The organism is Serratia marcescens (genome assembly GCF_029846115.1).
In the GTDB taxonomy this organism is placed as follows: domain Bacteria; phylum Pseudomonadota; class Gammaproteobacteria; order Enterobacterales; family Enterobacteriaceae; genus Serratia; species Serratia marcescens_L.
On the sequence record NZ_JARVZZ010000001.1, the window covers coordinates 1,303,424 to 1,323,142 of the forward strand.

General features: G+C 59.7%; 20 protein-coding genes and 1 tRNA gene. 11 read left to right on the forward strand and 10 right to left on the reverse strand.

Annotated elements, in window-relative coordinates; translation table 11 throughout:
* Positions 1-59 precede the first annotated feature (59 nt).
* The gene (aspA, locus tag QDT79_RS05980; protein WP_004929659.1) at positions 60-1,496 is read right to left on the reverse strand and encodes an aspartate ammonia-lyase; all 1,437 of its coding nucleotides are present in this window, start codon (positions 1,494-1,496) and stop codon (positions 60-62) included.
* Between the two features lie 369 nt (positions 1,497-1,865).
* On the opposite strand from aspA, the gene QDT79_RS05985 reads away from it, so the two are divergent.
* The 4 genes from QDT79_RS05985 to QDT79_RS06000 all read left to right on the forward strand — a co-directional run bounded on the left by QDT79_RS05985 (position 1,866) and on the right by QDT79_RS06000 (position 5,116).
* Positions 1,866-2,354, forward strand: a complete 489-nt coding sequence (locus QDT79_RS05985; RefSeq protein WP_063991641.1) for an FxsA family protein — start codon at positions 1,866-1,868, stop codon at positions 2,352-2,354.
* A 189-nt stretch (positions 2,355-2,543) separates the two neighbouring features.
* Entirely contained in the window at positions 2,544-2,837 is a 294-nt protein-coding gene (locus QDT79_RS05990; protein WP_004952634.1) for a co-chaperone GroES, read from the forward strand.
* Between the two features lie 44 nt (positions 2,838-2,881).
* Entirely contained in the window at positions 2,882-4,528 is a 1,647-nt protein-coding gene (groL, locus tag QDT79_RS05995; protein ID WP_063991640.1) for a chaperonin GroEL, read from the forward strand.
* Between the two features lie 243 nt (positions 4,529-4,771).
* The gene (locus tag QDT79_RS06000; RefSeq protein WP_025305007.1) at positions 4,772-5,116 is read left to right on the forward strand and encodes a DUF4156 domain-containing protein; all 345 of its coding nucleotides are present in this window, start codon (positions 4,772-4,774) and stop codon (positions 5,114-5,116) included.
* Between the two features lie 82 nt (positions 5,117-5,198).
* Here QDT79_RS06000 and epmB read toward each other — a convergent pair whose 3' ends face one another.
* The gene (gene epmB / locus QDT79_RS06005) at positions 5,199-6,227 is read right to left on the reverse strand and encodes an EF-P beta-lysylation protein EpmB (protein WP_107226622.1); all 1,029 of its coding nucleotides are present in this window, start codon (positions 6,225-6,227) and stop codon (positions 5,199-5,201) included.
* 42 nt (positions 6,228-6,269) lie between these two features.
* On the opposite strand from epmB, the gene efp reads away from it, so the two are divergent.
* From efp to sugE, 4 genes are all read left to right on the forward strand, one after another.
* Positions 6,270-6,836, forward strand: coding sequence for an elongation factor P (gene efp / locus QDT79_RS06010; RefSeq protein WP_004929666.1), 567 nt, complete (start codon positions 6,270-6,272; stop codon positions 6,834-6,836).
* Between the two features lie 70 nt (positions 6,837-6,906).
* Complete coding sequence (locus QDT79_RS06015) at positions 6,907-7,038, forward strand: entericidin A/B family lipoprotein (RefSeq protein WP_019453400.1); 132 nt, start codon at positions 6,907-6,909, stop codon at positions 7,036-7,038.
* 121 nt (positions 7,039-7,159) lie between these two features.
* A complete protein-coding gene (locus tag QDT79_RS06020; RefSeq protein ID WP_033636766.1) occupies positions 7,160-7,291 on the forward strand; it encodes an entericidin A/B family lipoprotein in 132 nt (43 codons plus the stop codon).
* A 191-nt stretch (positions 7,292-7,482) separates the two neighbouring features.
* Positions 7,483-7,800, forward strand: coding sequence for a quaternary ammonium compound efflux SMR transporter SugE (gene sugE, locus QDT79_RS06025; RefSeq protein WP_004929669.1), 318 nt, complete (start codon positions 7,483-7,485; stop codon positions 7,798-7,800).
* Here the strand turns inward: sugE and blc are convergent.
* The 5 genes from blc to frdA form a co-directional block, all read right to left on the reverse strand.
* On the reverse strand, positions 7,794-8,327 hold the full coding sequence (gene blc, locus QDT79_RS06030; RefSeq protein ID WP_141957765.1) for an outer membrane lipoprotein Blc: 534 nt from the start codon (positions 8,325-8,327) through the stop codon (positions 7,794-7,796). The two genes, sugE and blc, sit on opposite strands and share 7 nt — an antisense overlap.
* Before the next feature lie 84 nt (positions 8,328-8,411).
* Positions 8,412-8,771: a fumarate reductase subunit FrdD gene (gene frdD, locus QDT79_RS06035; protein WP_004929672.1), complete on the reverse strand. Its 360-nt coding sequence runs from the start codon at positions 8,769-8,771 to the stop codon at positions 8,412-8,414.
* A gap of 12 nt (positions 8,772-8,783) precedes the next feature.
* Positions 8,784-9,176, reverse strand: a complete 393-nt coding sequence (gene frdC, locus QDT79_RS06040; protein ID WP_004929673.1) for a fumarate reductase subunit FrdC — start codon at positions 9,174-9,176, stop codon at positions 8,784-8,786.
* A gap of 14 nt (positions 9,177-9,190) precedes the next feature.
* On the reverse strand, positions 9,191-9,925 hold the full coding sequence (locus tag QDT79_RS06045; RefSeq protein WP_033648713.1) for a succinate dehydrogenase/fumarate reductase iron-sulfur subunit: 735 nt from the start codon (positions 9,923-9,925) through the stop codon (positions 9,191-9,193).
* Complete coding sequence (gene frdA, locus QDT79_RS06050) at positions 9,918-11,714, reverse strand: fumarate reductase (quinol) flavoprotein subunit (protein ID WP_063991637.1); 1,797 nt, start codon at positions 11,712-11,714, stop codon at positions 9,918-9,920. The genes QDT79_RS06045 and frdA overlap by 8 nt, the downstream gene beginning before the upstream one ends.
* Before the next feature lie 385 nt (positions 11,715-12,099).
* On the opposite strand from frdA, the gene epmA reads away from it, so the two are divergent.
* Entirely contained in the window at positions 12,100-13,077 is a 978-nt protein-coding gene (epmA, locus tag QDT79_RS06055; protein WP_004929681.1) for an elongation factor P--(R)-beta-lysine ligase, read from the forward strand.
* 67 nt (positions 13,078-13,144) lie between these two features.
* On the opposite strand, the gene mscM is transcribed toward epmA, so the two are convergent.
* The 3 genes from mscM to rsgA all read right to left on the reverse strand — a co-directional run bounded on the left by mscM (position 13,145) and on the right by rsgA (position 18,525).
* Complete coding sequence (gene mscM / locus QDT79_RS06060; RefSeq protein ID WP_107226624.1) at positions 13,145-16,492, reverse strand: miniconductance mechanosensitive channel MscM; 3,348 nt, start codon at positions 16,490-16,492, stop codon at positions 13,145-13,147.
* Between the two features lie 13 nt (positions 16,493-16,505).
* Positions 16,506-17,399 carry an archaetidylserine decarboxylase gene (asd, locus tag QDT79_RS06065; protein ID WP_308316287.1) on the reverse strand — a complete coding sequence of 298 codons (894 nt, stop codon included), beginning with the start codon at positions 17,397-17,399 and terminating at the stop codon, positions 16,506-16,508.
* Positions 17,400-17,475: 76 nt separating this feature from the next.
* Entirely contained in the window at positions 17,476-18,525 is a 1,050-nt protein-coding gene (gene rsgA / locus QDT79_RS06070; RefSeq protein ID WP_308316288.1) for a small ribosomal subunit biogenesis GTPase RsgA, read from the reverse strand.
* 240 nt (positions 18,526-18,765) lie between these two features.
* Between rsgA and orn the strand changes: the two genes are divergently transcribed.
* Both orn and QDT79_RS06080 read left to right on the forward strand, forming a co-directional pair.
* A complete protein-coding gene (orn, locus tag QDT79_RS06075; RefSeq protein WP_033636776.1) occupies positions 18,766-19,311 on the forward strand; it encodes an oligoribonuclease in 546 nt (181 codons plus the stop codon).
* A 191-nt stretch (positions 19,312-19,502) separates the two neighbouring features.
* A tRNA-Gly gene (locus QDT79_RS06080) sits at positions 19,503-19,578 on the forward strand.
* The last annotated feature ends 141 nt before the right edge of the window (positions 19,579-19,719 follow it).

The window sequence follows — 19,719 nt, forward strand, 5'->3', positions numbered from 1 at the left end:
TAAAAAGGCACGCTATCCAGAGGATTTAGCGTGCCTTTCAGGGCTACCGGGTAGGTCTGTTATTGTTCATTTTCATCCGTATAGCGTTTGGCTTTATAGGCCGGGTGCATCAGGTTCTCCACGGAGAAGATGTCATCCAGCTCGGCTTCGGTCAGCAGGCCGCGTTCCAGCACCACCTCACGCACGCTCTTGCCGGTTTCGGCGCAGATCTTCCCGACGATGTCACCGTTATGGTGGCCGATGAACGGGTTCAGATAGGTGACGATACCGATCGAGTTGAAGACGTAGTGTTCGCAGACTTCTTTATTCGCGGTGATGCCGTTAATGCATTTTTCCAGCAGGTTGTAGCAGGCGTTGGTCAGGATGTGGATCGACTCGAACATCGCCTGGCCGATCACCGGCTCCATCACGTTCAGCTGCAGCTGGCCCGCTTCGGCCGCCATGGTAACGCAAGTGTCGTTGCCAATCACCTTGAAACACACCTGATTGACCACTTCCGGCACTACCGGGTTCACTTTGGCTGGCATGATGGACGAGCCTGCCTGCAGCTCAGGCAGGTTGATTTCGTTCAGGCCGGCGCGCGGGCCGGAGGAGAGCAGCCGCAGGTCGTTACAGATTTTGGACAGTTTCACCGCCAGGCGTTTGAGCGCGCTGTGCACCATCACGTAGGCGCCGCAGTCGGAGGTGGCCTCGATCAGGTCTTCCGCCGGCACCACCGGCAGGCCGCTGACTTCCGCCAGTTTTTGCACCGCCAGCGGCTGGTAGCCTTCCGGGGTGTTGAGCGCGGTGCCGATGGCGGTGGCACCCAGGTTCACTTCCAGCAGCAGCTCCGCGGTGCGGTGCAGGTTGCGGGTCTCTTCGTTCAGCAGCACGCTGAAGGCGTGGAACTCCTGGCCGAGGGTCATCGGCACTGCGTCTTGCAGCTGGGTGCGGCCCATTTTCAGGATGGTTTCGAACTCTTTCGCCTTGCGGTCGAAGCCTTCGCGCAGCTGGTTGATGGCGTCGATCAGTTTCTGGTTGGAGGCGTACACCGCGATGCGGAACCCGGTCGGGTAGGCGTCGTTGGTGGACTGGCATTTATTGAGGTGATCGTTCGGGTTCAGATACTGGTATTCGCCTTTTTGGTGGCCCATCAGCTCCAGGCCGATGTTCGCCAGCACTTCGTTGGTGTTCATGTTCAGCGAGGTGCCTGCGCCGCCCTGGAACACGTCCACCGGGAACTGATCCATGCATTTGCCTTTATCCAGCACCTCGTCGCAGGCCTGGATGATCACGTCGGCGATTTTGCGCGGGATGGTTTTGAGTTCTTTGTTGGCCATCGCCGCGGCCTTTTTCACCATCACCATGCCGCGAACGAACTCGGGGACATCGCTGATTTTGCTGTTGCTGATGTAGAAGTTTTCAATCGCACGCAGAGTGTGAACTCCGTAGTAAGCGTCTGCGGGGACTTCACGTGTTCCTAACAGGTCTTCTTCGATACGAATGTTGTTTGACATGAGAACCTTCTCTATGTGTTGCTGCCGAATTAATAATTTGTCAGGTCAAGGCTAGTAAGGGCACAGCCTAAATTAATATTGCCGAAGGCTTGGGGCGTGAAACGATTAACCAAATCGCCCGTTGCTGCCCAGATCATATGCTGGTTGGTAAGAAATGACTGAATCCAGATCACCTTATGGTGTTTAAGGATATGCCCTTTTCCGGTTCTGTGACTTCTTTCACGTTTGTGAACTTTAGCAATAAAAACCGGCTCTCGGTTGAAATGGTGGGGTGATGCCCTCATTGTAATGGTGTCGGCCGTTTACGGCCTCTTTTTTCGCGCCGTCGCCCCGTGGCGGCCGCGCTTTACCTACCGATAGGAGAACCAGGTGCGCTGGTTACCGCTACTGCTGATATTTCTGCTGGCTTACATAGAAATATCCATCTTTATCAAAGTCGCCGCCGTGCTCGGCGTGGCTGTCACCCTGCTGCTGGTGGTGTTCAGCTCCTGCGTCGGCATTTCGCTGGTGCGCAATCAGGGCATGAAAACCTTCGTGCAGATGCAGCAAAAACTGGCGGCCGGCGAAAGCCCGGCGGCGGAAATGGTGAAAAGCGTTTCGCTGGTGCTGGCGGGCTTCCTGCTGCTGATCCCGGGCTTCTTCACCGACTTCCTCGGCCTGTTGCTGCTGCTGCCGCCGGTGCAAAAATCGTTGACGCTGAAGCTGATGCCGCATCTGTCGGTTTATCGCCCCGGCGGTTGGACGGGGGGCGACGCCGCCAATGGCAACACCTTCGACGGCGAATTCCAGCGCAAGGAGGACGAGCGCCCGGTGCTGGAACACCGCCCGGACGAGGAGCGCAAGCCTCACGATCGTTAAGCAAACGCGGCTCAGGCCGCGTTTTTCATCTCTGTCGCACCCGCGCGACCCAAAATGCGAAATTTTTTTCGCTAGCCCCCTTGAAGGGGGCTGGAACGCCCCCATCTCAAATCCCACGAGGCCGGTAATAACAACCTTCCGGTGTACAACCCTAAATCTGATAGAGACCTTCTTACAGGAGAGCGTTCAATGAGTATTCGTCCATTGCATGACCGCGTTATCGTCAAGCGCAAAGAAGTTGAATCAAAATCTGCTGGCGGCATCGTCCTGACTGGCTCCGCTGCGGGTAAATCCACTCGCGGTGAAGTGGTTGCAGTGGGTAAAGGGCGTGTGCTGGAAAGCGGCAACATCCAACCGCTGGATGTGAAAGTTGGCGATATCGTGATTTTCAACGACGGCTACGGCGTGAAAGCAGAGAAGATCGACAATGAAGAAGTGTTGATCATGTCCGAAAGCGACATTCTGGCAATTGTTGAAGCGTAATTGCGCTTTATCTTCTGAACTGAACGAGTTGAAGGGAAATACCAATGGCAGCTAAAGACGTAAAATTCGGCAATGACGCTCGCGTGAAAATGCTCCGCGGCGTGAATGTTCTCGCTGATGCAGTAAAAGTGACCCTGGGCCCGAAAGGCCGCAACGTAGTGCTGGATAAATCTTTCGGCGCACCGACCATCACCAAAGACGGCGTTTCCGTTGCGCGTGAAATCGAACTGGAAGACAAGTTCGAGAACATGGGCGCACAGATGGTGAAAGAAGTGGCCTCCAAAGCGAATGACGCGGCGGGCGACGGTACCACCACGGCAACCGTACTGGCGCAATCCATCATCACCGAAGGCCTGAAAGCGGTTGCTGCAGGCATGAACCCGATGGATCTGAAGCGCGGCATCGACAAAGCGGTTATCGCTGCGGTTGAAGAACTGAAAAAACTGTCCGTACCTTGCTCCGATTCCAAAGCTATCGCTCAGGTAGGCACCATCTCCGCCAACTCCGACGAAACCGTGGGTAAACTGATCGCGGAAGCGATGGAGAAAGTGGGCAAAGAAGGCGTTATCACCGTTGAAGAAGGCACCGGCCTGCAAGACGAGCTGGACGTGGTTGAAGGTATGCAGTTCGACCGCGGTTACCTGTCCCCATACTTCATCAACAAGCCGGAAACCGGTTCTGTTGAGCTGGAAAGCCCGTTCATCCTGCTGGCTGACAAGAAGATCTCCAACATCCGCGAAATGCTGCCGGTGCTGGAAGCCGTTGCCAAAGCAGGCAAACCGCTGCTGATCATCGCTGAAGACGTAGAAGGCGAAGCGCTGGCGACCCTGGTGGTCAACACCATGCGCGGCATCGTGAAAGTGGCTGCCGTTAAGGCGCCTGGCTTCGGCGACCGCCGTAAAGCCATGCTGCAGGACATCGCGACCCTGACTGCCGGTACCGTTATCTCTGAAGAGATCGGTCTGGAGCTGGAAAAAGCCACCCTGGAAGACCTGGGCCAGGCGAAACGCGTTGTCATCAACAAAGACACCACCATCATCATCGATGGCGTGGGCGACGAAGCGACCATCCAGGGCCGCGTTGCTCAGATCCGTCAGCAGATCGAAGAAGCGACCTCTGACTACGATCGTGAAAAACTGCAGGAGCGCGTAGCGAAACTGGCCGGCGGCGTTGCCGTTATCAAGGTTGGCGCAGCCACTGAAGTTGAAATGAAAGAGAAGAAAGCCCGCGTTGAAGACGCCCTGCACGCGACCCGCGCCGCAGTGGAAGAAGGCGTGGTGGCCGGCGGTGGCGTAGCGCTGATCCGCGTTGCAGGCAAAATCGCCGCGCTGAAAGGCGACAACGAAGACCAGAACGTGGGTATCAAAGTTGCGCTGCGCGCAATGGAAGCCCCTCTGCGTCAGATCGTGGTCAACGCCGGTGAAGAAGCTTCCGTTATCGCCAACCAGGTGAAAGCGGGCGAAGGCAGCTACGGCTACAACGCTTACTCCGAAGAATACGGCGACATGATCGCGATGGGCATCCTGGATCCAACCAAAGTGACCCGTTCTGCTCTGCAGTACGCGGCTTCCGTGGCTGGCCTGATGATCACCACCGAATGCATGGTCACCGACCTGCCGAAAGCTGACGCACCGGATATGGGCGCAGCAGGCGGCATGGGCGGCATGGGCGGCATGGGCGGCATGATGTAATCATCCCCCACACGCTTGTGTGCTGAGAACCCCGGTCAAATGGCCGGGGTTTTTTTATGCCTGCTCGCCGCCGCACTGTATTTGATGATATTTTTGCCGCCGGGGGCGATTTAGCTGGTAAACTGGTAAGTCATCAGCTGTCGCTCAAGACGTTGGCCCGCTCGCGTGGCAACGGATGCTTAAGAGATGGCATCGCTTTCTGATAAGCTTTTGCGTAATTCTCAACATCGAATGGGGAACAAGATGCGGATTAAAGCCTTACTGGGTCTCTCGGCAGCGATGCTGCTGGCGGGTTGCAGCACCACTCATGAACTGACCGCTGCGGGTCAGCAGATCAAGTTCACCGACAGCAAGCCGGCGGCGGAATGCCAACTGCTGGGGGAAGTGACCGGCACCCAGAGCAACTGGCTGTCCGGCAACGGCGGTGAAGGCAGCTCCATGCGCGGTGCGGCCAACGATCTGCGCAATAAGGCGGCGGCCATGGGCGGCAACGTGATCTACGGTGCTAACAGCCCGAGCCAGAATCTGCTCTCCAGCTTCGCACCGCTGGACAGCAAAATGGTCGGCCAGGTTTACAAGTGCCCTTAAGGCGCTGAGGCCGCAGCCGCAAAGAGATAAAAAAAGAGGAATGCCCCGGCATTCCTCTTTTCGTTACGGCATTGGGCGTGCGTCACTCCTGCATCAGGCGCAGGTCGATCGGCGTTTTGCTCGGTTCGCCGCCCACTTCGCGCGTCAGGCGCGGCACCAGATAACCGGACACCTTGCTCAGCAGCGCCTGCATGATGGCGCGCGCTTCATCGTCGCTGACCATGAAGTGCGCCGCGCCCTGCACCTTGTCCAGCACGTGGATGTAGTAGGGCAGGATACCGGCGTCGAACAGCGCGTTGCTGAGCGCCGCCAGCGTGTCGGCATCGTCGTTGACGTCGCGCAGCAGCACGCTCTGATTGAGCAGCGTGACGCCGGCCAGACGCAGCTGCGCCATGGCGCTCTGCAGATCGCGGTCGATTTCGTTGGCGTGGTTGATGTGCGTGACCATCAGCACCTGCAGGCGCGAGGCCGACAGCAGGCGGCACAGCGCCGGCGTGATGCGCGCCGGGATCACCACCGGCAAACGGGTGTGAATGCGCAGGCGTTTCAGGTGCGGGATGGCCTCCAGCTCATCGACCAGCCACTCTAGCTCGCTGTCTTTGGCCATCAGCGGATCACCGCCGGAAAAAATGATCTCGTCCAGTTCCGGGTGTTGGCGGATATAATCCAGTGCCTGCCGCCAGTTGTTCTTATTGCCCTGATTATCCTGATAGGGGAAGTGGCGGCGGAAGCAGTAACGGCAGTTGACCGCACAGCCGCCCTTGACCAGCAGCAGTGCGCGATTGCGGTATTTGTGCAGCAAGCCCGGCACCACGCTGCGCTGCTCATCGAGCGGATCGGTGGTGAACCCTGGGGCGTTGATGAACTCCTCTCTGGCGGTCAGCACCTGGCGCAGCAGCGGGTCGTTGGCATCCCCGGGGCGCATGCGTGCGGCGAAGGCGCGCGGCACGCGCAGGGCGAACAGCCGGCGGGCATCGCGCCCCTGCGGCAGTTCCGGGTGCGTATTCAGTGACAAAAGCTGCAGTAATTCATCAGGATCGGTAATAACATCGGCGAGTTGATGCAACCAATCTTCTCTATGTGCCGTACTTTGGGTTATAATGTGTGCCATTTTTTTGGCTAAGCTACCAGTTCAAATATTCAGAGGGCCATCATGGCGACTTATTCTAGCAACGATTTCCGTCCGGGTCTTAAAATCATGTTCGAGGGCGAACCTTACGCCGTCGAAGCCAGCGAGTTCGTGAAACCAGGTAAAGGCCAGGCGTTTGCACGCGTGAAAATGCGTCGTCTGCTGACCGGCACCCGCGTGGAAAAAACCTTCAAGTCTACCGATTCTTGCGAAGGCGCAGACGTGATGGACACCAACATGAACTACCTGTACAGCGACGGTGAGTTCTACCACTTCATGCACCCTGAGTCTTTCGAACAGCATCAGGTTGACGGTAAAACCGTCGGCGACGCGGCCAAATGGCTGCAGGATAACGCAGAGTGCATCATCACCCTGTGGGATGGCCGTCCAATCGCCGTTCAGCCGCCGAACTTCATCGAAGCGGAAATCACCGATACCGATCCTGGCCTGAAAGGCGATACCGCAGGGACTGGCGGCAAGCCGGCTACCCTGAGCACCGGCGCCGTGGTAAAAGTGCCGTTGTTCGTCCAGATCGGCGAAGTGATCAAGGTTGACACTCGCTCTGGCGAATACGTCTCTCGCGTTAAGTAAGTTTCAAAGCAGAGGAACCCCCGCGGTTCCTCTGTTTTATCCCATCCCCGTTCGTTGGCAGAAAATCCGCATGTTCAAGAAAACGTTGTTGGCCGTGCTCTCCCTGTTGTTCCTTTTCTCCCTTAGCGGTTGCAATACGTTTCGCGGTTTCGGCGAAGACGTTCAGCATCTCGGCGGCGCCATCTCTCGCACGGCCAGCTGATTCCGCCCTTTAACCCGATGTATTTGCGCCACAAAGCCGGTGGCGATCCCACTCCCCGCGCCAATTTTGACTAAGCTTAGAAAGCCGTACTTTTTCATCAACGACAAATAAGGACTTTCTTATGCTGAAGAAAAGTATTATCGCGATCTTCTCTTTGATGATTTTGACCTCGTTGACTGCCTGTAACACCACCCGCGGTGTGGGTGAGGACATTCAGGCCGGCGGCAAGGCCATTCAGCGCAGCGCGGAATAATCCGTTCTCCACCCGGCGGCGTTCCGCGCGCGGAGGGCCGCCGCATTTCCTCCTCTTGCCTGAGCGTTAACGCTGCTGCTATCCTGCCGCAGTGCGGGTGAGGTTACCCGCCGTTTATCACCCCGCTGAACGGGACGACCCGTTTACGCGTCATTATATCGGGGACGACCCCAGTGGTAGGAGGCCGTCTCATGGCCTGGATTATTCTGCTTATCGCCGGTTTGCTCGAAGTGGTTTGGGCTATCGGTCTGAAATACACCCACGGTTTTACCCGGCTGACGCCGAGCATCATCACCATCGCCGCGATGGTGGTCAGCATGTTGCTGTTGGCCAACGCCATGAAAACGCTGCCCGCCGGCACCGCCTATGCGGTGTGGACCGGCATCGGCGCGGTGGGCGCGGCCATCATGGGCATGGTGCTGTTGGGGGAATCGACCAATATCGCGCGTATCATCAGCCTGTGCCTGATCGTGGTCGGCATCCTCGGGCTGAAGTTCAGCAGTCACTGATCGGCGGATTGCTGCACCCAGATCAGCGCATCGGTGGCGAAACCGTAGCCTTTGGCCGTCTGCAATAAGCTGTCGCGTACGCCGGCGTCAAGCGTCGGAGTGCGCGACAGGATCCATAGATAGTCGCGGTTAGGGCCGCAAACCAGCGCGTAGCGGTAGTCCGGGTCCAGGGCAATCACATTATAGCCGCCGTAGAAGGGGCCGAAGAACGACACTTTCAGCGCCGCGACCTGCGGTGAGCCGATAAAGTAGGCTTTGCCTTCGCTTTCTTGCCATTGCTGTTTCTGCGGATTGAAGCCGCGATTGATGACTTTCAGCCCGCCGTCGGCGCGTGGGCTGTAGTGGGCGGTCACCTGCTGCAAACCGCGTTCAAAACGATGATCCAGACGCGCGATTTCGTACCAGGTGCCGAGATAGCGCTGGCTGTCGAAATTGTTCACGACCTTGATGTCTTTGGGCGGGGAGACGCTGCAGGCGACGGAGAGCAGGGCGGAAAGCATGACGCTAAGCTTTGACCATAAACGCATCGGTGACTCCTGTTTACCGGGGGCGAGTAGACAGTGTAGCCGATGAGCAAAGGGCGGCCAACGGGCGTTGGCCGCCTGAGCGGTTTACAGGGTGACGACGCCGATAACGGTGACCACGCTGAGGATCGCCGCCAGACCGTAGAACACCCATTTGCCGGCCGGTACGTGGATCTTCAGATCGTGCATCGCATGGTGGATGCGGTGCAGGCCGCACCACAGCGGCAGAATGATCATCAGCAGCAGGAACAGGCGGCCGATCAGGCTCTGGCAGAACGCCAGCACGCGCTCGTAACCCAGTGCTTCACCGGGGAACAGCCCCAATGGCAGCAGAATGCCGACCAGCAGCACGATGGCCGGCGCGACGATCGCGCCCCACATGCCGCCGGCGCCGAACAATCCCCAGAAAACCGGCTCGTCGGAGCGTTTAGGTGCTTGATTTATCATGTTTCCTCCGGATTAGATCAGGGCCACGGCCAGGATGACCACGCTGACGACGATCGTGACGGCCCACAGCCCTTTCACGATGGGGCCCGGTCCCATTTTCTCGCTGTTGACCACGATATTGGCGGCCTTCGGCGCCAAATCGAACCAGGTTTTGGTGTGCAGCGCCGCCGCCAGCAGGGCGACGACGTTGATCAACAGCACCAACGGGTTCTGCAAGAAGCCGACGAAGCCGGCCCAGCTCTCGGCGCCGCCCTTCAGCGCGAACACGCCGTAGAGCAGCACGATGCTGAACCAGACCGCCAGCACCGAGGTGCCTTCGCGCAGCATGTAGAAACGGTAGAAGCCGAGTTTTTGCCACCAGGTGGGCGTCATGGTGCGCACATAGGGCTTACGTTGAGTTGTCATGGCAATTTTCTCCCTTATTGCGGCTTCAGCATGGCGATCATGAAGTCTTTGGCGCTCTCCACCTTGCCCTGCTGGATGGCGGCGGCGGGATCGACGTGTTTCGGACAGACTTCGGAGCAATAGCCGACGAAGGTGCAGCTCCAGACACCGTTTTGGCCGTTAAGCTGCGGCATGCGCTGTTTCTTGCCGTGGTCGCGGTTGTCCAGGTTGTAGCGGTGCGCCAGCGTGATCGCCGCCGGGCCGATAAACTCAGGGTTGAGGCCGAACTGCGGGCAGGCGGCGTAGCACAGGCCGCAGTTGATGCAGCCGGAGAACTGGTGGTACTTGGCCATCTGCGCCGGGGTCTGCACGTTCGGGCCGTCCTCCGGTTTGCGATCGTTGCCGATGATGTACGGCTTGATCGCCTCCAGGCTTTCGATGAAGTGGGTCATGTCCACCACCAGATCGCGCTCGATCGGGAAGTTGCCCAGTGCTTCGACCTTCATGCCGCCGACGTAATCGCGCAGGAAGGTTTTGCACGCTAGCTTCGGCACGCGGTTGACCATCATGCCGCAGGAGCCGCAGATCGCCATGCGGCAGGACCAGCGGTAGGAGAGATCCGGCGCCAGGTTGTCCTTGATGTAGCCCAGGGCGTCGAGCAGCGAGGTCTGTTCGTCGTAAGGCACGGCGTAGGTGACGAAATGCGGCTCGGCGTCGCTTTCCGGGTTATAGCGCATGACTTCGATCTTCAGGGTTTGCATCTCAGCCATTTGCCTGCTCCTTATTCTTTTTCTCCTGCGCTTCGGCTTCTGCGCCGTAGACGCGTTTGGCCGGCGGCAGCTTGGTGATTTTCACGTCGCTGTATTCGAGGCGTGGCGCACCCTGCGGGTTATGGAACGCCAGCGTATGTTTGAGGAAGTTGACGTCGTCACGCTCGGTGCAGCCTTCGTCCAGGCGCTGGTGAGCGCCGCGCGACTCTTTGCGGTTAAACGCGGAGTGCGCCATGCATTCGGCGACGTCCAGGCCGTAGCCCAGTTCGATGGTGTACAGCAGATCGGTGTTGAACACGCTGGAGTTGTCGGTGATGTTGACGCGCTTGAAGCGCTCTTTCAGCTCCGCCAACTTATCGATGGTTTTTTGCATCAGCTCCGGCGTGCGGTAGATGCCGCAGCCTTCTTCCATCGACAGCCCCATTTCGTCGCGGATCTTCGCCCAGTTTTCATTGCCTTCCTGCTTCATCAGGTTGCTCAGACGGGTTTCGACGTCGCGGGTTTGCGCATCCAGCGCGCTGCCGTTGGCCGGCGCGGTTTCCAGCGCGCGGCGGGCCGCTTGCTCACCGGCGACGCGGCCGAACACCACCAGTTCTGCCAGCGAGTTGGAGCCGAGACGGTTGGCGCCGTGCAGGCCGACGGAGGAGCATTCGCCGACCGCGAACAGCCCCTTGATGCGGGTTTCGCAGTTCTGGTCGGTTTCAATGCCGCCCATGGTGTAGTGCGCGGTAGGGCGCACCGGGATCGGATCTTTCACCGGATCGACGCCGACGTAGGCCTTGGCCAATTCGCAGATGAACGGCAGCCGCTCCAGCAGCTTTTTCTCGCCCAGGTGGCGCAGATCGAGGTAGACCACGTCGCCGCGCGGGGTGGCGATGGTGCGGCCGGCGCGCCATTCGTGCCAGAAGGCCTGGGACACTTTGTCGCGCGGGCCCAGCTCCATGTATTTGTTCTTCGGTTCGCCCAGCGGGGTTTCCGGGCCCATGCCGTAATCTTGCAGATAGCGGTAGCCGTCCTTGTTTACCAGGATGCCGCCTTCGCCGCGGCAGCCCTCGGTCATCAGGATGCCGGAACCGGGCAGGCCGGTCGGGTGATACTGCACGAACTCCATGTCGCGCAGCGGCACGCCGTGGTGGAACGCCATACCCATGCCGTCGCCGGTAACGATGCCGCCGTTGGTGTTGTAGCGGTAAACGCGCCCGGCGCCGCCGGTGGCCATCACCACCGCGTTGGCGCGGATCTGCACGCGGGTACCTTCCATCATGTTGAGCGCCACCAGGCCGCGCGCCTGGCCGTCATCCACCAGGATATCCAGCACGAAGTGCTCGTCGAAGCGTTGGATCTGCGGGTATTTCAGCGAGGTCTGGAACAGGGTGTGCAGCATGTGGAAGCCGGTCTTGTCGGCGGCGAACCAGGTGCGTTCGATCTTCATGCCGCCGAAGCGCCGAACGTTGACTGAACCATCCGGTTTGCGGCTCCACGGGCAGCCCCATTGCTCAAGCTGGGTCATCTCGCGCGGGCACTGATGCACGAAGTGATCGACCACGTCCTGCTCGCACAGCCAGTCGCCGCCGGCGACGGTGTCGTTGAAGTGGTAGTCGAAGGTATCGTGATCCTGGGTGACGGCGGCGGAGCCCCCCTCGGCGGCGACCGTGTGGCTGCGCATCGGGTAGACCTTAGAGATCAGCGCGATTTTTAGTTGGGGATTGGCTTCCGCTGCGGCTATTGCTGCACGTAAACCAGCGCCCCCGGCCCCAATAATGGCAAGATCGGCGTTAAAGGTTTGCACTGCATTCCTCCAATGTTCTTGTTAAGAACGGCAAGTTAAATATCTATGCTTAAAATTTAGCGAACTCTTCGGGTGCTAACTAATTGAACCGATTAATGTTGCTTAAAGGTTAAGGATAGATATCTCCCACCAATAATGGGGAATTAACTATACCTAAAGTTAAGTAGTCGAAATTTGATGTGATCGATTGTTTTGTCGATTAACGCTAGCCCAACAGGCTTGTCTGTTTTTTTGCGCGTTCGGCCTGCTTTACCCTTTTTAACGCGCTTTTGCCGCCCATTTATCGGAAATTGGCGTTATGGCCGGTTGTACATCGTGAAGAATTTGTTTGGCTGCAAGGATGCGAGTAGACTGCATCCCCTGTTTGATTTCGGAGTTAATTACCATGAGCGAAACGGCAAGCTGGCAGCCTAGTGCACCCATCGCCAATTTGTTGAAACGCGCAGCGATTCTGGCTGAGATCCGGCGTTTCTTCGCCGATCGTGGCGTGCTGGAAGTTGAGACGCCCACCATGAGCCAGGCGACGGTCACCGACGTTCACCTGTTCCCGTTCGAGACGCGTTTCGTCGGGCCGGGGGCGGCAGAGGGCCTGACGCTATACATGATGACCAGCCCGGAATATCACATGAAGCGCCTGCTGGCGGCGGGCAGCGGCCCGATCTACCAAATGGGGCGCAGCTTCCGCAATGAAGAAGCCGGGCGGCATCACAACCCGGAATTCACCATGCTGGAGTGGTACCGTCCGCACTACGACATGTACCGCCTGATGAACGAAGTGGACGATCTGCTGCAACAGGTGCTGGACTGCGAGAGCGCGGAGACCCTGTCTTATCAGCAGGCGTTCCTGCGCCATCTGGACATCGATCCGCTGTCGGCGGAGAAGGCGCAGCTGCGCGAAGCGGCGGCCAAACTCGACTTGAGCAACATCGCCGATACCGAAGAAGATCGCGATACGCTGCTGCAGCTGCTGTTCACCGTGGGCGTGGAGCCGCATATCGGCCGTGAAAAGCCGGCGTTCGTTTACCACTTCCCGGCAAGCCAGGCGGCGTTGGCGGAGATCAGCACCGAGGATCACCGCGTGGCGGAGCGTTTCGAGGTGTACTTCAAGGGCATTGAGCTGGCGAACGGTTTCCGCGAGCTGACCGACGGTCGTGAACAGCAGCAGCGCTTCGAGCAGGACAATCGCAAACGCGCGGAGCGCGGCCTGCCGCAGCAGCCGATCGACTACAACCTGCTGGCGGCGTTGCAGCACGGCATGCCGGAATGTTCCGGCGTGGCGCTGGGCGTGGATCGCCTGGTGATGCTGGCGCTGGGCGCCGAGAGCCTGAGCGACGTGTTGGCCTTCCCGGTCGGGATCGCCTGACGTTTCAGGCGGTGAGAAAAGCAAAAGGGCCGGCATTTGCCGGCCCTTTTTTTATCGCGAGAAGCGCTTACAGGCCCCCGGCGTCGCGCTTGGTGTTCGGCGCCGGTGTAGACGGTGGCGTACGGCCGTTGTTGGTCAGCCGCGACAGCGTCTCGGTGCGCACCTGGAACGGCGGGTACGGCAGTGTGATGCCGTGCTCGCGGTAGCCCGCCAGGATCAGCTGGTGGATCTCGTGGCGCAGCGGCATGCGGTGGCCCATCTCGGCGGCGTAAATACGCATCTCGAAGATCTGGATACCTTGTTGCAGATCGACCAGGTAAACCTCCGGCGCCGGGTTATCCAGCACCAGCGAGCAGCGCTCGGCGGCGTTCATCAGGATCTTGGTCACCTCTTCGCTGTTGGCTTCGCCCGGCGCCGGCACGGTCAGCACCACACGGGTCAGATTATCCGACAGCGACCAGTTGACGAACTGCTCGGTGATGAAGGCTTTGTTCGGCACGATGATCTCTTTGCGGTCCCAGTCTGAAATGGTGGTGGCGCGGGTGTTGATCTTGGTGACGGTGCCGGTCAGGTTGCGGATCGTCACGGTGTCGCCGATGCGGATCGGTTTCTCGAACAGGATGATCAGGCCGGAGATGAAGTTGGAGAAGATCTCCTGCATGCCGAAGCCCAACCCCAGACTGAGCGCGGTAACCACCCATTGCAGTTTCGACCATTCGATGCCGATCCAGGCGAAGCTGAGCACCGCGCCGAACACCAGCAGCAGGTACTTGGTGATGGTGGTGATGGCGTAGCCGGTGCCCGGCGTCAGATCCAGGTGCTGCAGCACAGCCAGCTCCAGCAGCGCCGGCAGGTTGCGCACCAGCTGCATGGTGATGATCAACACCAGAATGGCGATCAGAACCGCACCGAGGGTGATCGGATGGGCGGTTTCCACGCCGTTCACCGTCGAGGTCACGTCCCACAGCGAGATGTTTTCCAGGAAGGCGAACGCGGAGTGGATCTCCGACCACAGCACGATCACCGACACCAGCGCGATCAGCGTCAGGATCGAACGTACCAGCCGCAGCGACTGGGCGCTGATGGTGTCCAGATCGAAGTCCGAATCGTCCGGATCGATGGCTCCTTCGGTGCTGTTCGGGGTGTGCGAGGTTTCGTCTTCGCCGCGGGCGCGCTGGGCCAGAATGTCGGCGCGGCGCTGTTTGGCGCGATCGAAGGCGATGCGCCGCCGTTGGATCAACATCCAGCGGCGGATGATGTGGTAGATGACCAGCAGCAGGAACCAGATCGCCACCGAGGTTTCCAGGCGCGCCAACAGCGCCTGCGCGGTGGTGAGGTAACCGACGGTCGAGGCCAGCGCCGCCAGCAGCGGCGCCGACAGCAGTAGCCCCCAGAAGGCGCTGTTGAGCATGTTGTCGCCGGAGCCGTTTTTATCCAGATACAGCGGGATGCCGGCGCGCTTCAGGCTATGGGTGACCAGCGCCAGCGCCAGACACAGCAGGATGAAGCACAGCCGCCCCAGCGTGTTGGCGAACTCGCGTTCTTTCAGGCTATCGAAGGTGATCAGCGCCATGATCAGCGGCACGATCAGCCAGATCGACATCTTGTAGTAGCGCATGGCGCGCGAAACCTGCTTCGCCGGCCAGCGGAAGTGCACGATGAACAGCCCCTGCGGGTGGGCAAAGGCGGCGCAGATCATGCAGAGCCACAGGATCGGCAGCGTGGCGGTCACCCCTTTGCCGATCGCTTCCGCCACCGGGTAGTTCCAGGCGCTCTGCAGGCCGTAACCGAGCGCGGCCCACAGCACCGGCAGCGGCATTGCCACCAGAATCGACCAGAACACGGTGCGCACCGTCAGGAAGAATTCGTCCTGCGTCACCTTGCCGACGCGGCTGCTGGCGCGCTCGAGGAAAGCGTGATAGTGCTTGCGCGAACTGATGCTGAAAATCACCAGCAGTAGGGCGCCGAAGATCGGGATCAGCGTTTCGCGGCTGGTCACCATCATCATGAAGGCGCCGCCGAGCTGCGACAGCGTGTCCAGCGACAGGACGCGCGTCAGATCGTGCGCCACGTTGAGCGGATAAGAGAAGTTGATCGGATTGACGTCCGGCACCCAGAACAGATAGCGGTGGGTGGCGTCGCGAATTTCGTTCAACGCTTCGATCAGCTGGGTGTTGGCCACCTTCAGCTTGGTCAGCTCGAGGATTTGGGTGTCGCAACCGGACAGCAGCGAGTTCAGCAGCTCGCGCTGGGTGCGCAATTGGGCATCGACGATGCGCTGCTCCTGGTTGGTCAGCGCGCTGCCGTCGTCACGTTTGAATTCGCGCTGCGACAGTTTTTCCAGCTGATTTTCAAACTGCAGGCGCTGCACGCGCAGCTGGGCCATGTCGCCGTCCAGCTGTTGCGGTTTGGGCATTTCCGGCAGCGTCGCCACCTGGGCGCGCAGGGTTTCCCCCAAAGCCGACGATGAGCCGAGCCACTGGGCCTGTTCGATGATGGTGCTCAGCGCCTGACGCACCTGCAGCGTCTGCGCCGCCGCCTGCCGCTGCTGCGACGAAATCAGATCCATGCGCTGAGCCTGGCTGTTCAACGCGGCGGACAGTTCGCGGTTGATCTGCAGCTGTTGGCTGATGCTTTTTGGCAAATCGCCGTTCTGCTCGGCCAACTGCTCGGTTTTTTCCAGCGCCAGTTCCGCTTCGCGTTGGCGTTGGGCATTGAGGTTGTTGCGCAGCGCCTGCAGCTGAACGTCTATTTTCTCGTGGCGCTTTTTATAGACTTCGGCGCGCATACGCGCCAACTCCTGACGGTTGTTGGCCGACAGCTGCGCCAGCTCCAGCTCGTCCACTTTGGCTTTGCGCGCTGCGGCTTCGGTCTGCAGCAGGGCCAGAGCGGCCTGCGCGTATGGCGTGGTCGGGTTGGCGGGCTGCGCTTGCAGACGGCGCTGCACTTCCGTCAGCGCACGGCGGGCGTCGGTCTGCTGCTGCGGCAGTTGGCCGAGCGAATCGCTGATTTCCCGCGTGCGATCCTGCTCTTGTTGCAGCAGGCGCGCCTGTTCCAGCAGCAGGCTGCTGGTTTGCAGGATCTGCTGTTCCAGCTCGGCGGCCGGCAGATCGTCGCCGTTCGGCAGGATCTTGTTGCTTTCCAGTACCAGCTGACGGCGCAGTTCCTGCGTCATCTTCGGGAAATCGTCGATCACTCTCTGATACTGCTCGGAGCGAGTCTGCGACTCTTTACGCTCCGTCAGCCAGTTGAGGGCGCTTTGCAGCGCCTCGGTGGTCTCCGCCTGATTCGGCGCGTTTTTGCTGCTTTCCGCCTGCTTCAGCTCCTGTTTGAGCTGGTTCTCGGTCGGCACGGGGGCGGCCAGCGCCGGTTGCCACAGCAGGCAACCGAGCAAAAGCGTGATGATCAGGCGCACGGCGTCGATTCCTTTAGATCGGGGTCTGTGGTGTTTTAGCGGCGGCCGGGATTTCGGCGAAGGCCTCACCCATGCGGGTGACGCTGCCGTTATGCAACTGCGGCGCGAACTGCACGCTACCTGCGGTAAACAGGTTGATCACCGTGGAGCCGAGTTTGAAACGGCCCATCTCGGCGCCTTTTTCCAGCGCGATGGCGCCTTCTTCACCGGTGGCCGGGTAGGTCCAGCGTTTGATGATGCCTTCGCGCGGCGGCGTAACGGTGCCGGCCCAGACGGTCTCGATGCTGCCGACGATGGTGGCGCCGACCAGGATTTGCACCATCGGCCCGATGTCGGTGTCGAACACGCAGATCACGCGCTCATTGCGCGCGAACAGGTTAGGCACGTTGGCGGCGGTGAGCGGGTTGACCGAGAACAGATCGCCCGGCACATAGATCATTTCGCGCAGCACGCCGGCGCACGGCATGTGCACGCGGTGGTAGTCGCGTGGCGCCAGATAGGTGGTGGCGAACAGGCCGTTGCGGAACGGCTCGGCCAGCAGGTAGTTGCCGGCCAGCAGCGCCTCCAGGCTGTAATGGTGGCCTTTGGCCTGGAAGATTTGGTCCTCGCGGATCGGGCCGAGCTGGCTGATGGCGCCATCGGCGGGCAGCGCCAGCCAGTTGGCGTCGGCGACGATCGGGCGCGCGCCGTCGCGCAGCGGGCGCACGAAGAAGTCGTTGAAGGTGGCGTAAGACGCCAGGTCCGGATTTTTCGCTTCCTGCATATCGACGCGGTAGAAGCGGGCGAAGGCCTTGACCACCAGTTGGGTCAGCCAGCCGGCCCGTTTGTCGGCGCCCCAGCCCGCCAGGCGGGTCAGCGCCAGCTTCGGCAGCCAATATTGCAATTTAATCTTAATGCTATCCAGCACGTTAACCTCGTGAATCAGGGTAAAGGGCGCGCATTGTAACGAGGGTTCCGCCGTCGTCAATGCCCGCCCGTCAGTGTCAGTCTGCGGCGTCCGTGAAGTTCTTGCGAACCTTCACCTGCGCCATGCTTTCCAGAATGCGGTGATAGTTGTCGAAACGCTCTTCCGCGATATCGCCTTTCTCCATCGCCGCGCGGATGGCGCAGCCGGGATCGGTATCGTGGCGGCAGTCACGGAATTTGCAACCGCCTAAATAATCACGGAATTCGACAAATCCGCGGGTAATTTGTTCCGGCTCCAGGTGCCACAGGCCAAACTCGCGCACCCCTGGGGAGTCGATCACGTCGCCGCCGTGCTGGAAATGGTACAGCCGCGCGGCGGTGGTGGTATGTTGCCCGAGGCCCGAGACGTCGGAAACCTGATTTACCAGAATTTGCTCATCAGACGGCGGCAGCAGCGCGTTAAGCAGGCTGGACTTGCCGACCCCCGACTGGCCGGCGAAGATGCTGATGCGCCCGGCCAGCGCCTGTTCGAACTCCGCCATGCCTTCCCGCGTTTGGCTGGAGACTTCCAGCACCCGGTAGCCAATCTTGCGATAGATATCCATCATGCCGTCGACCAACTTGCGCGCTTCGGCATCCAGCAGGTCAATTTTGTTGAGCACGATCAGCGGCTCGACTTCGAGCGTTTCGCAGGCCACCAGATAGCGATCGATGATGTTCAGCGACAGCTCGGGCAGGATCGCCGACACGATGACGATCTGATTGATATTGGCGGCGATTGGCTTCACGCCGTCGTAGAAGTCTGGGCGCGTCAGCACCGAGGTGCGCTCGTGCACCGCCTCCACGATGCCCTTCACCCCTTCATGGGTGCCCAGGCCGGGGCGCCACACCACGCGATCGCCGGTGACCAGCGATCGCAGCGTGCGGCGGATGTTGCAGCGGTGCTGAGTGCCATCCGGCGCCTCAACGTCGGCGTGCATGCCGAAACGGCTGATGACGATGCCTTCCTGCGGCTCGCCCAGTTGGGAATCATCCGGTTCCGGTTTGTTATCAGTGCGCTTCAGGCGACGCTGATGGTTCGCCTGCACGCGGCGTTGCTGACCTTTGGACAGTTTGTTCTTACTCACTGCGCCTCACTTGACTCGGTTTTATACCTTTACACGTACGGCGGCGGTAGGGGATTTCCCCGGCCGCAGCCTTGAACCCATAGGGGTATATGTCGCCCAGGGCGACCAAAAAGACTATGATACACGCTATTTTATATTAAATAACCGTTGTTAGCCGCCGGCTGCGGCGCGTCGCCACCGGCGGCGCCCGTCGTCTCGTCCGCACAGCGTTTTTCTCTCGGCTTTTAGGCAGGAAACATCATGACAGGAAACGAAAATAACCTGATTTGGATCGATTTGGAGATGACCGGGCTGGATCCCGAGCGTGACCGCATTATCGAGATCGCCACGCTGGTCACCGACGCTAACCTGAACATCCTGGCGGAAGGGCCGGTGATCGCCGTGCACCAGTCCGACGAGCAGCTGGCGCTGATGGACGAGTGGAACGTGCGCACCCATACCGGCAGCGGGCTGGTGGAGCGGGTGAAAGCCAGCCGCCAGGACGATCGCGCCGCCGAGCTGGAAACGATAGCCTTCCTGCAACAGTGGGTGCCGGCCGGCAAATCACCGATCTGCGGCAACAGCGTGGGCCAGGACCGCCGTTTCCTGTTCCGCTATATGCCGGAGCTGGAGGCCTACTTCCATTACCGCTACCTGGACGTCAGCACGCTGAAGGAGCTGGCGCGCCGCTGGAAGCCGGAAATTCTCGCCGGTTTTAAGAAGCAGGGCACCCATCAGGCGCTGGATGACATCCGCGAATCGGTGGCCGAACTGGCTTATTACCGCGAACATTTCATTCAGCTTTAAGGCGATGGCGGCCCCTCTGGGGAAAAAACGCCGGTTTAGCCGCTTAATTCGCCAATCTGGCGCTTTAATCGGCAATCAAACAAAAATCGCGTTTTTTTGCTTTCAGGGGCTTGCGACAAAAAGGATTTCTCGTATAATGCGCACCCCGTACCGATGAAGAATTTCGTAACGTTCCACCATCGATACGCCGGGCGGGAATAGCTCAGTTGGTAGAGCACGACCTTGCCAAGGTCGGGGTCGCGAGTTCGAGTCTCGTTTCCCGCTCCAAAATTATACGCTGTAGAGTTTTCTGCAGATGACGAGAAAGGGGCTTTTGCCCCTTTTTCGTTTTTGTATTTCTCCCGCGCCTGTCATGTGCCGCAACGTCGAATGGCCCATCTTACGGTGTTTCTTTCGTTTAAACACCTC

What these genes read in the sequence shown, in the direction of transcription:
- efp (WP_004929666.1), top strand. Translation starts at nt 6,270, where the DNA reads ATGGCGACTTATTCTAGCAACGATTTCCGTCCGGGTCTTAAAATCATG.
- QDT79_RS06020 (WP_033636766.1), top strand. Translation starts at nt 7,160, where the DNA reads ATGCTGAAGAAAAGTATTATCGCGATCTTCTCTTTGATGATTTTGACC.
- groL (WP_063991640.1), top strand. Translation starts at nt 2,882, where the DNA reads ATGGCAGCTAAAGACGTAAAATTCGGCAATGACGCTCGCGTGAAAATG.
- frdC (WP_004929673.1), bottom strand. Translation starts at nt 9,176, where the DNA reads ATGACAACTCAACGTAAGCCCTATGTGCGCACCATGACGCCCACCTGG.
- QDT79_RS05990 (WP_004952634.1), top strand. Translation starts at nt 2,544, where the DNA reads ATGAGTATTCGTCCATTGCATGACCGCGTTATCGTCAAGCGCAAAGAA.
- frdD (WP_004929672.1), bottom strand. Translation starts at nt 8,771, where the DNA reads ATGATAAATCAAGCACCTAAACGCTCCGACGAGCCGGTTTTCTGGGGA.
- QDT79_RS06015 (WP_019453400.1), top strand. Translation starts at nt 6,907, where the DNA reads ATGTTCAAGAAAACGTTGTTGGCCGTGCTCTCCCTGTTGTTCCTTTTC.
- QDT79_RS06000 (WP_025305007.1), top strand. Translation starts at nt 4,772, where the DNA reads ATGCGGATTAAAGCCTTACTGGGTCTCTCGGCAGCGATGCTGCTGGCG.
- orn (WP_033636776.1), top strand. Translation starts at nt 18,766, where the DNA reads ATGACAGGAAACGAAAATAACCTGATTTGGATCGATTTGGAGATGACC.
- QDT79_RS06045 (WP_033648713.1), bottom strand. Translation starts at nt 9,925, where the DNA reads ATGGCTGAGATGCAAACCCTGAAGATCGAAGTCATGCGCTATAACCCG.
- epmB (WP_107226622.1), bottom strand. Translation starts at nt 6,227, where the DNA reads ATGGCACACATTATAACCCAAAGTACGGCACATAGAGAAGATTGGTTG.
- aspA (WP_004929659.1), bottom strand. Translation starts at nt 1,496, where the DNA reads ATGTCAAACAACATTCGTATCGAAGAAGACCTGTTAGGAACACGTGAA.
- blc (WP_141957765.1), bottom strand. Translation starts at nt 8,327, where the DNA reads ATGCGTTTATGGTCAAAGCTTAGCGTCATGCTTTCCGCCCTGCTCTCC.
- epmA (WP_004929681.1), top strand. Translation starts at nt 12,100, where the DNA reads ATGAGCGAAACGGCAAGCTGGCAGCCTAGTGCACCCATCGCCAATTTG.
- sugE (WP_004929669.1), top strand. Translation starts at nt 7,483, where the DNA reads ATGGCCTGGATTATTCTGCTTATCGCCGGTTTGCTCGAAGTGGTTTGG.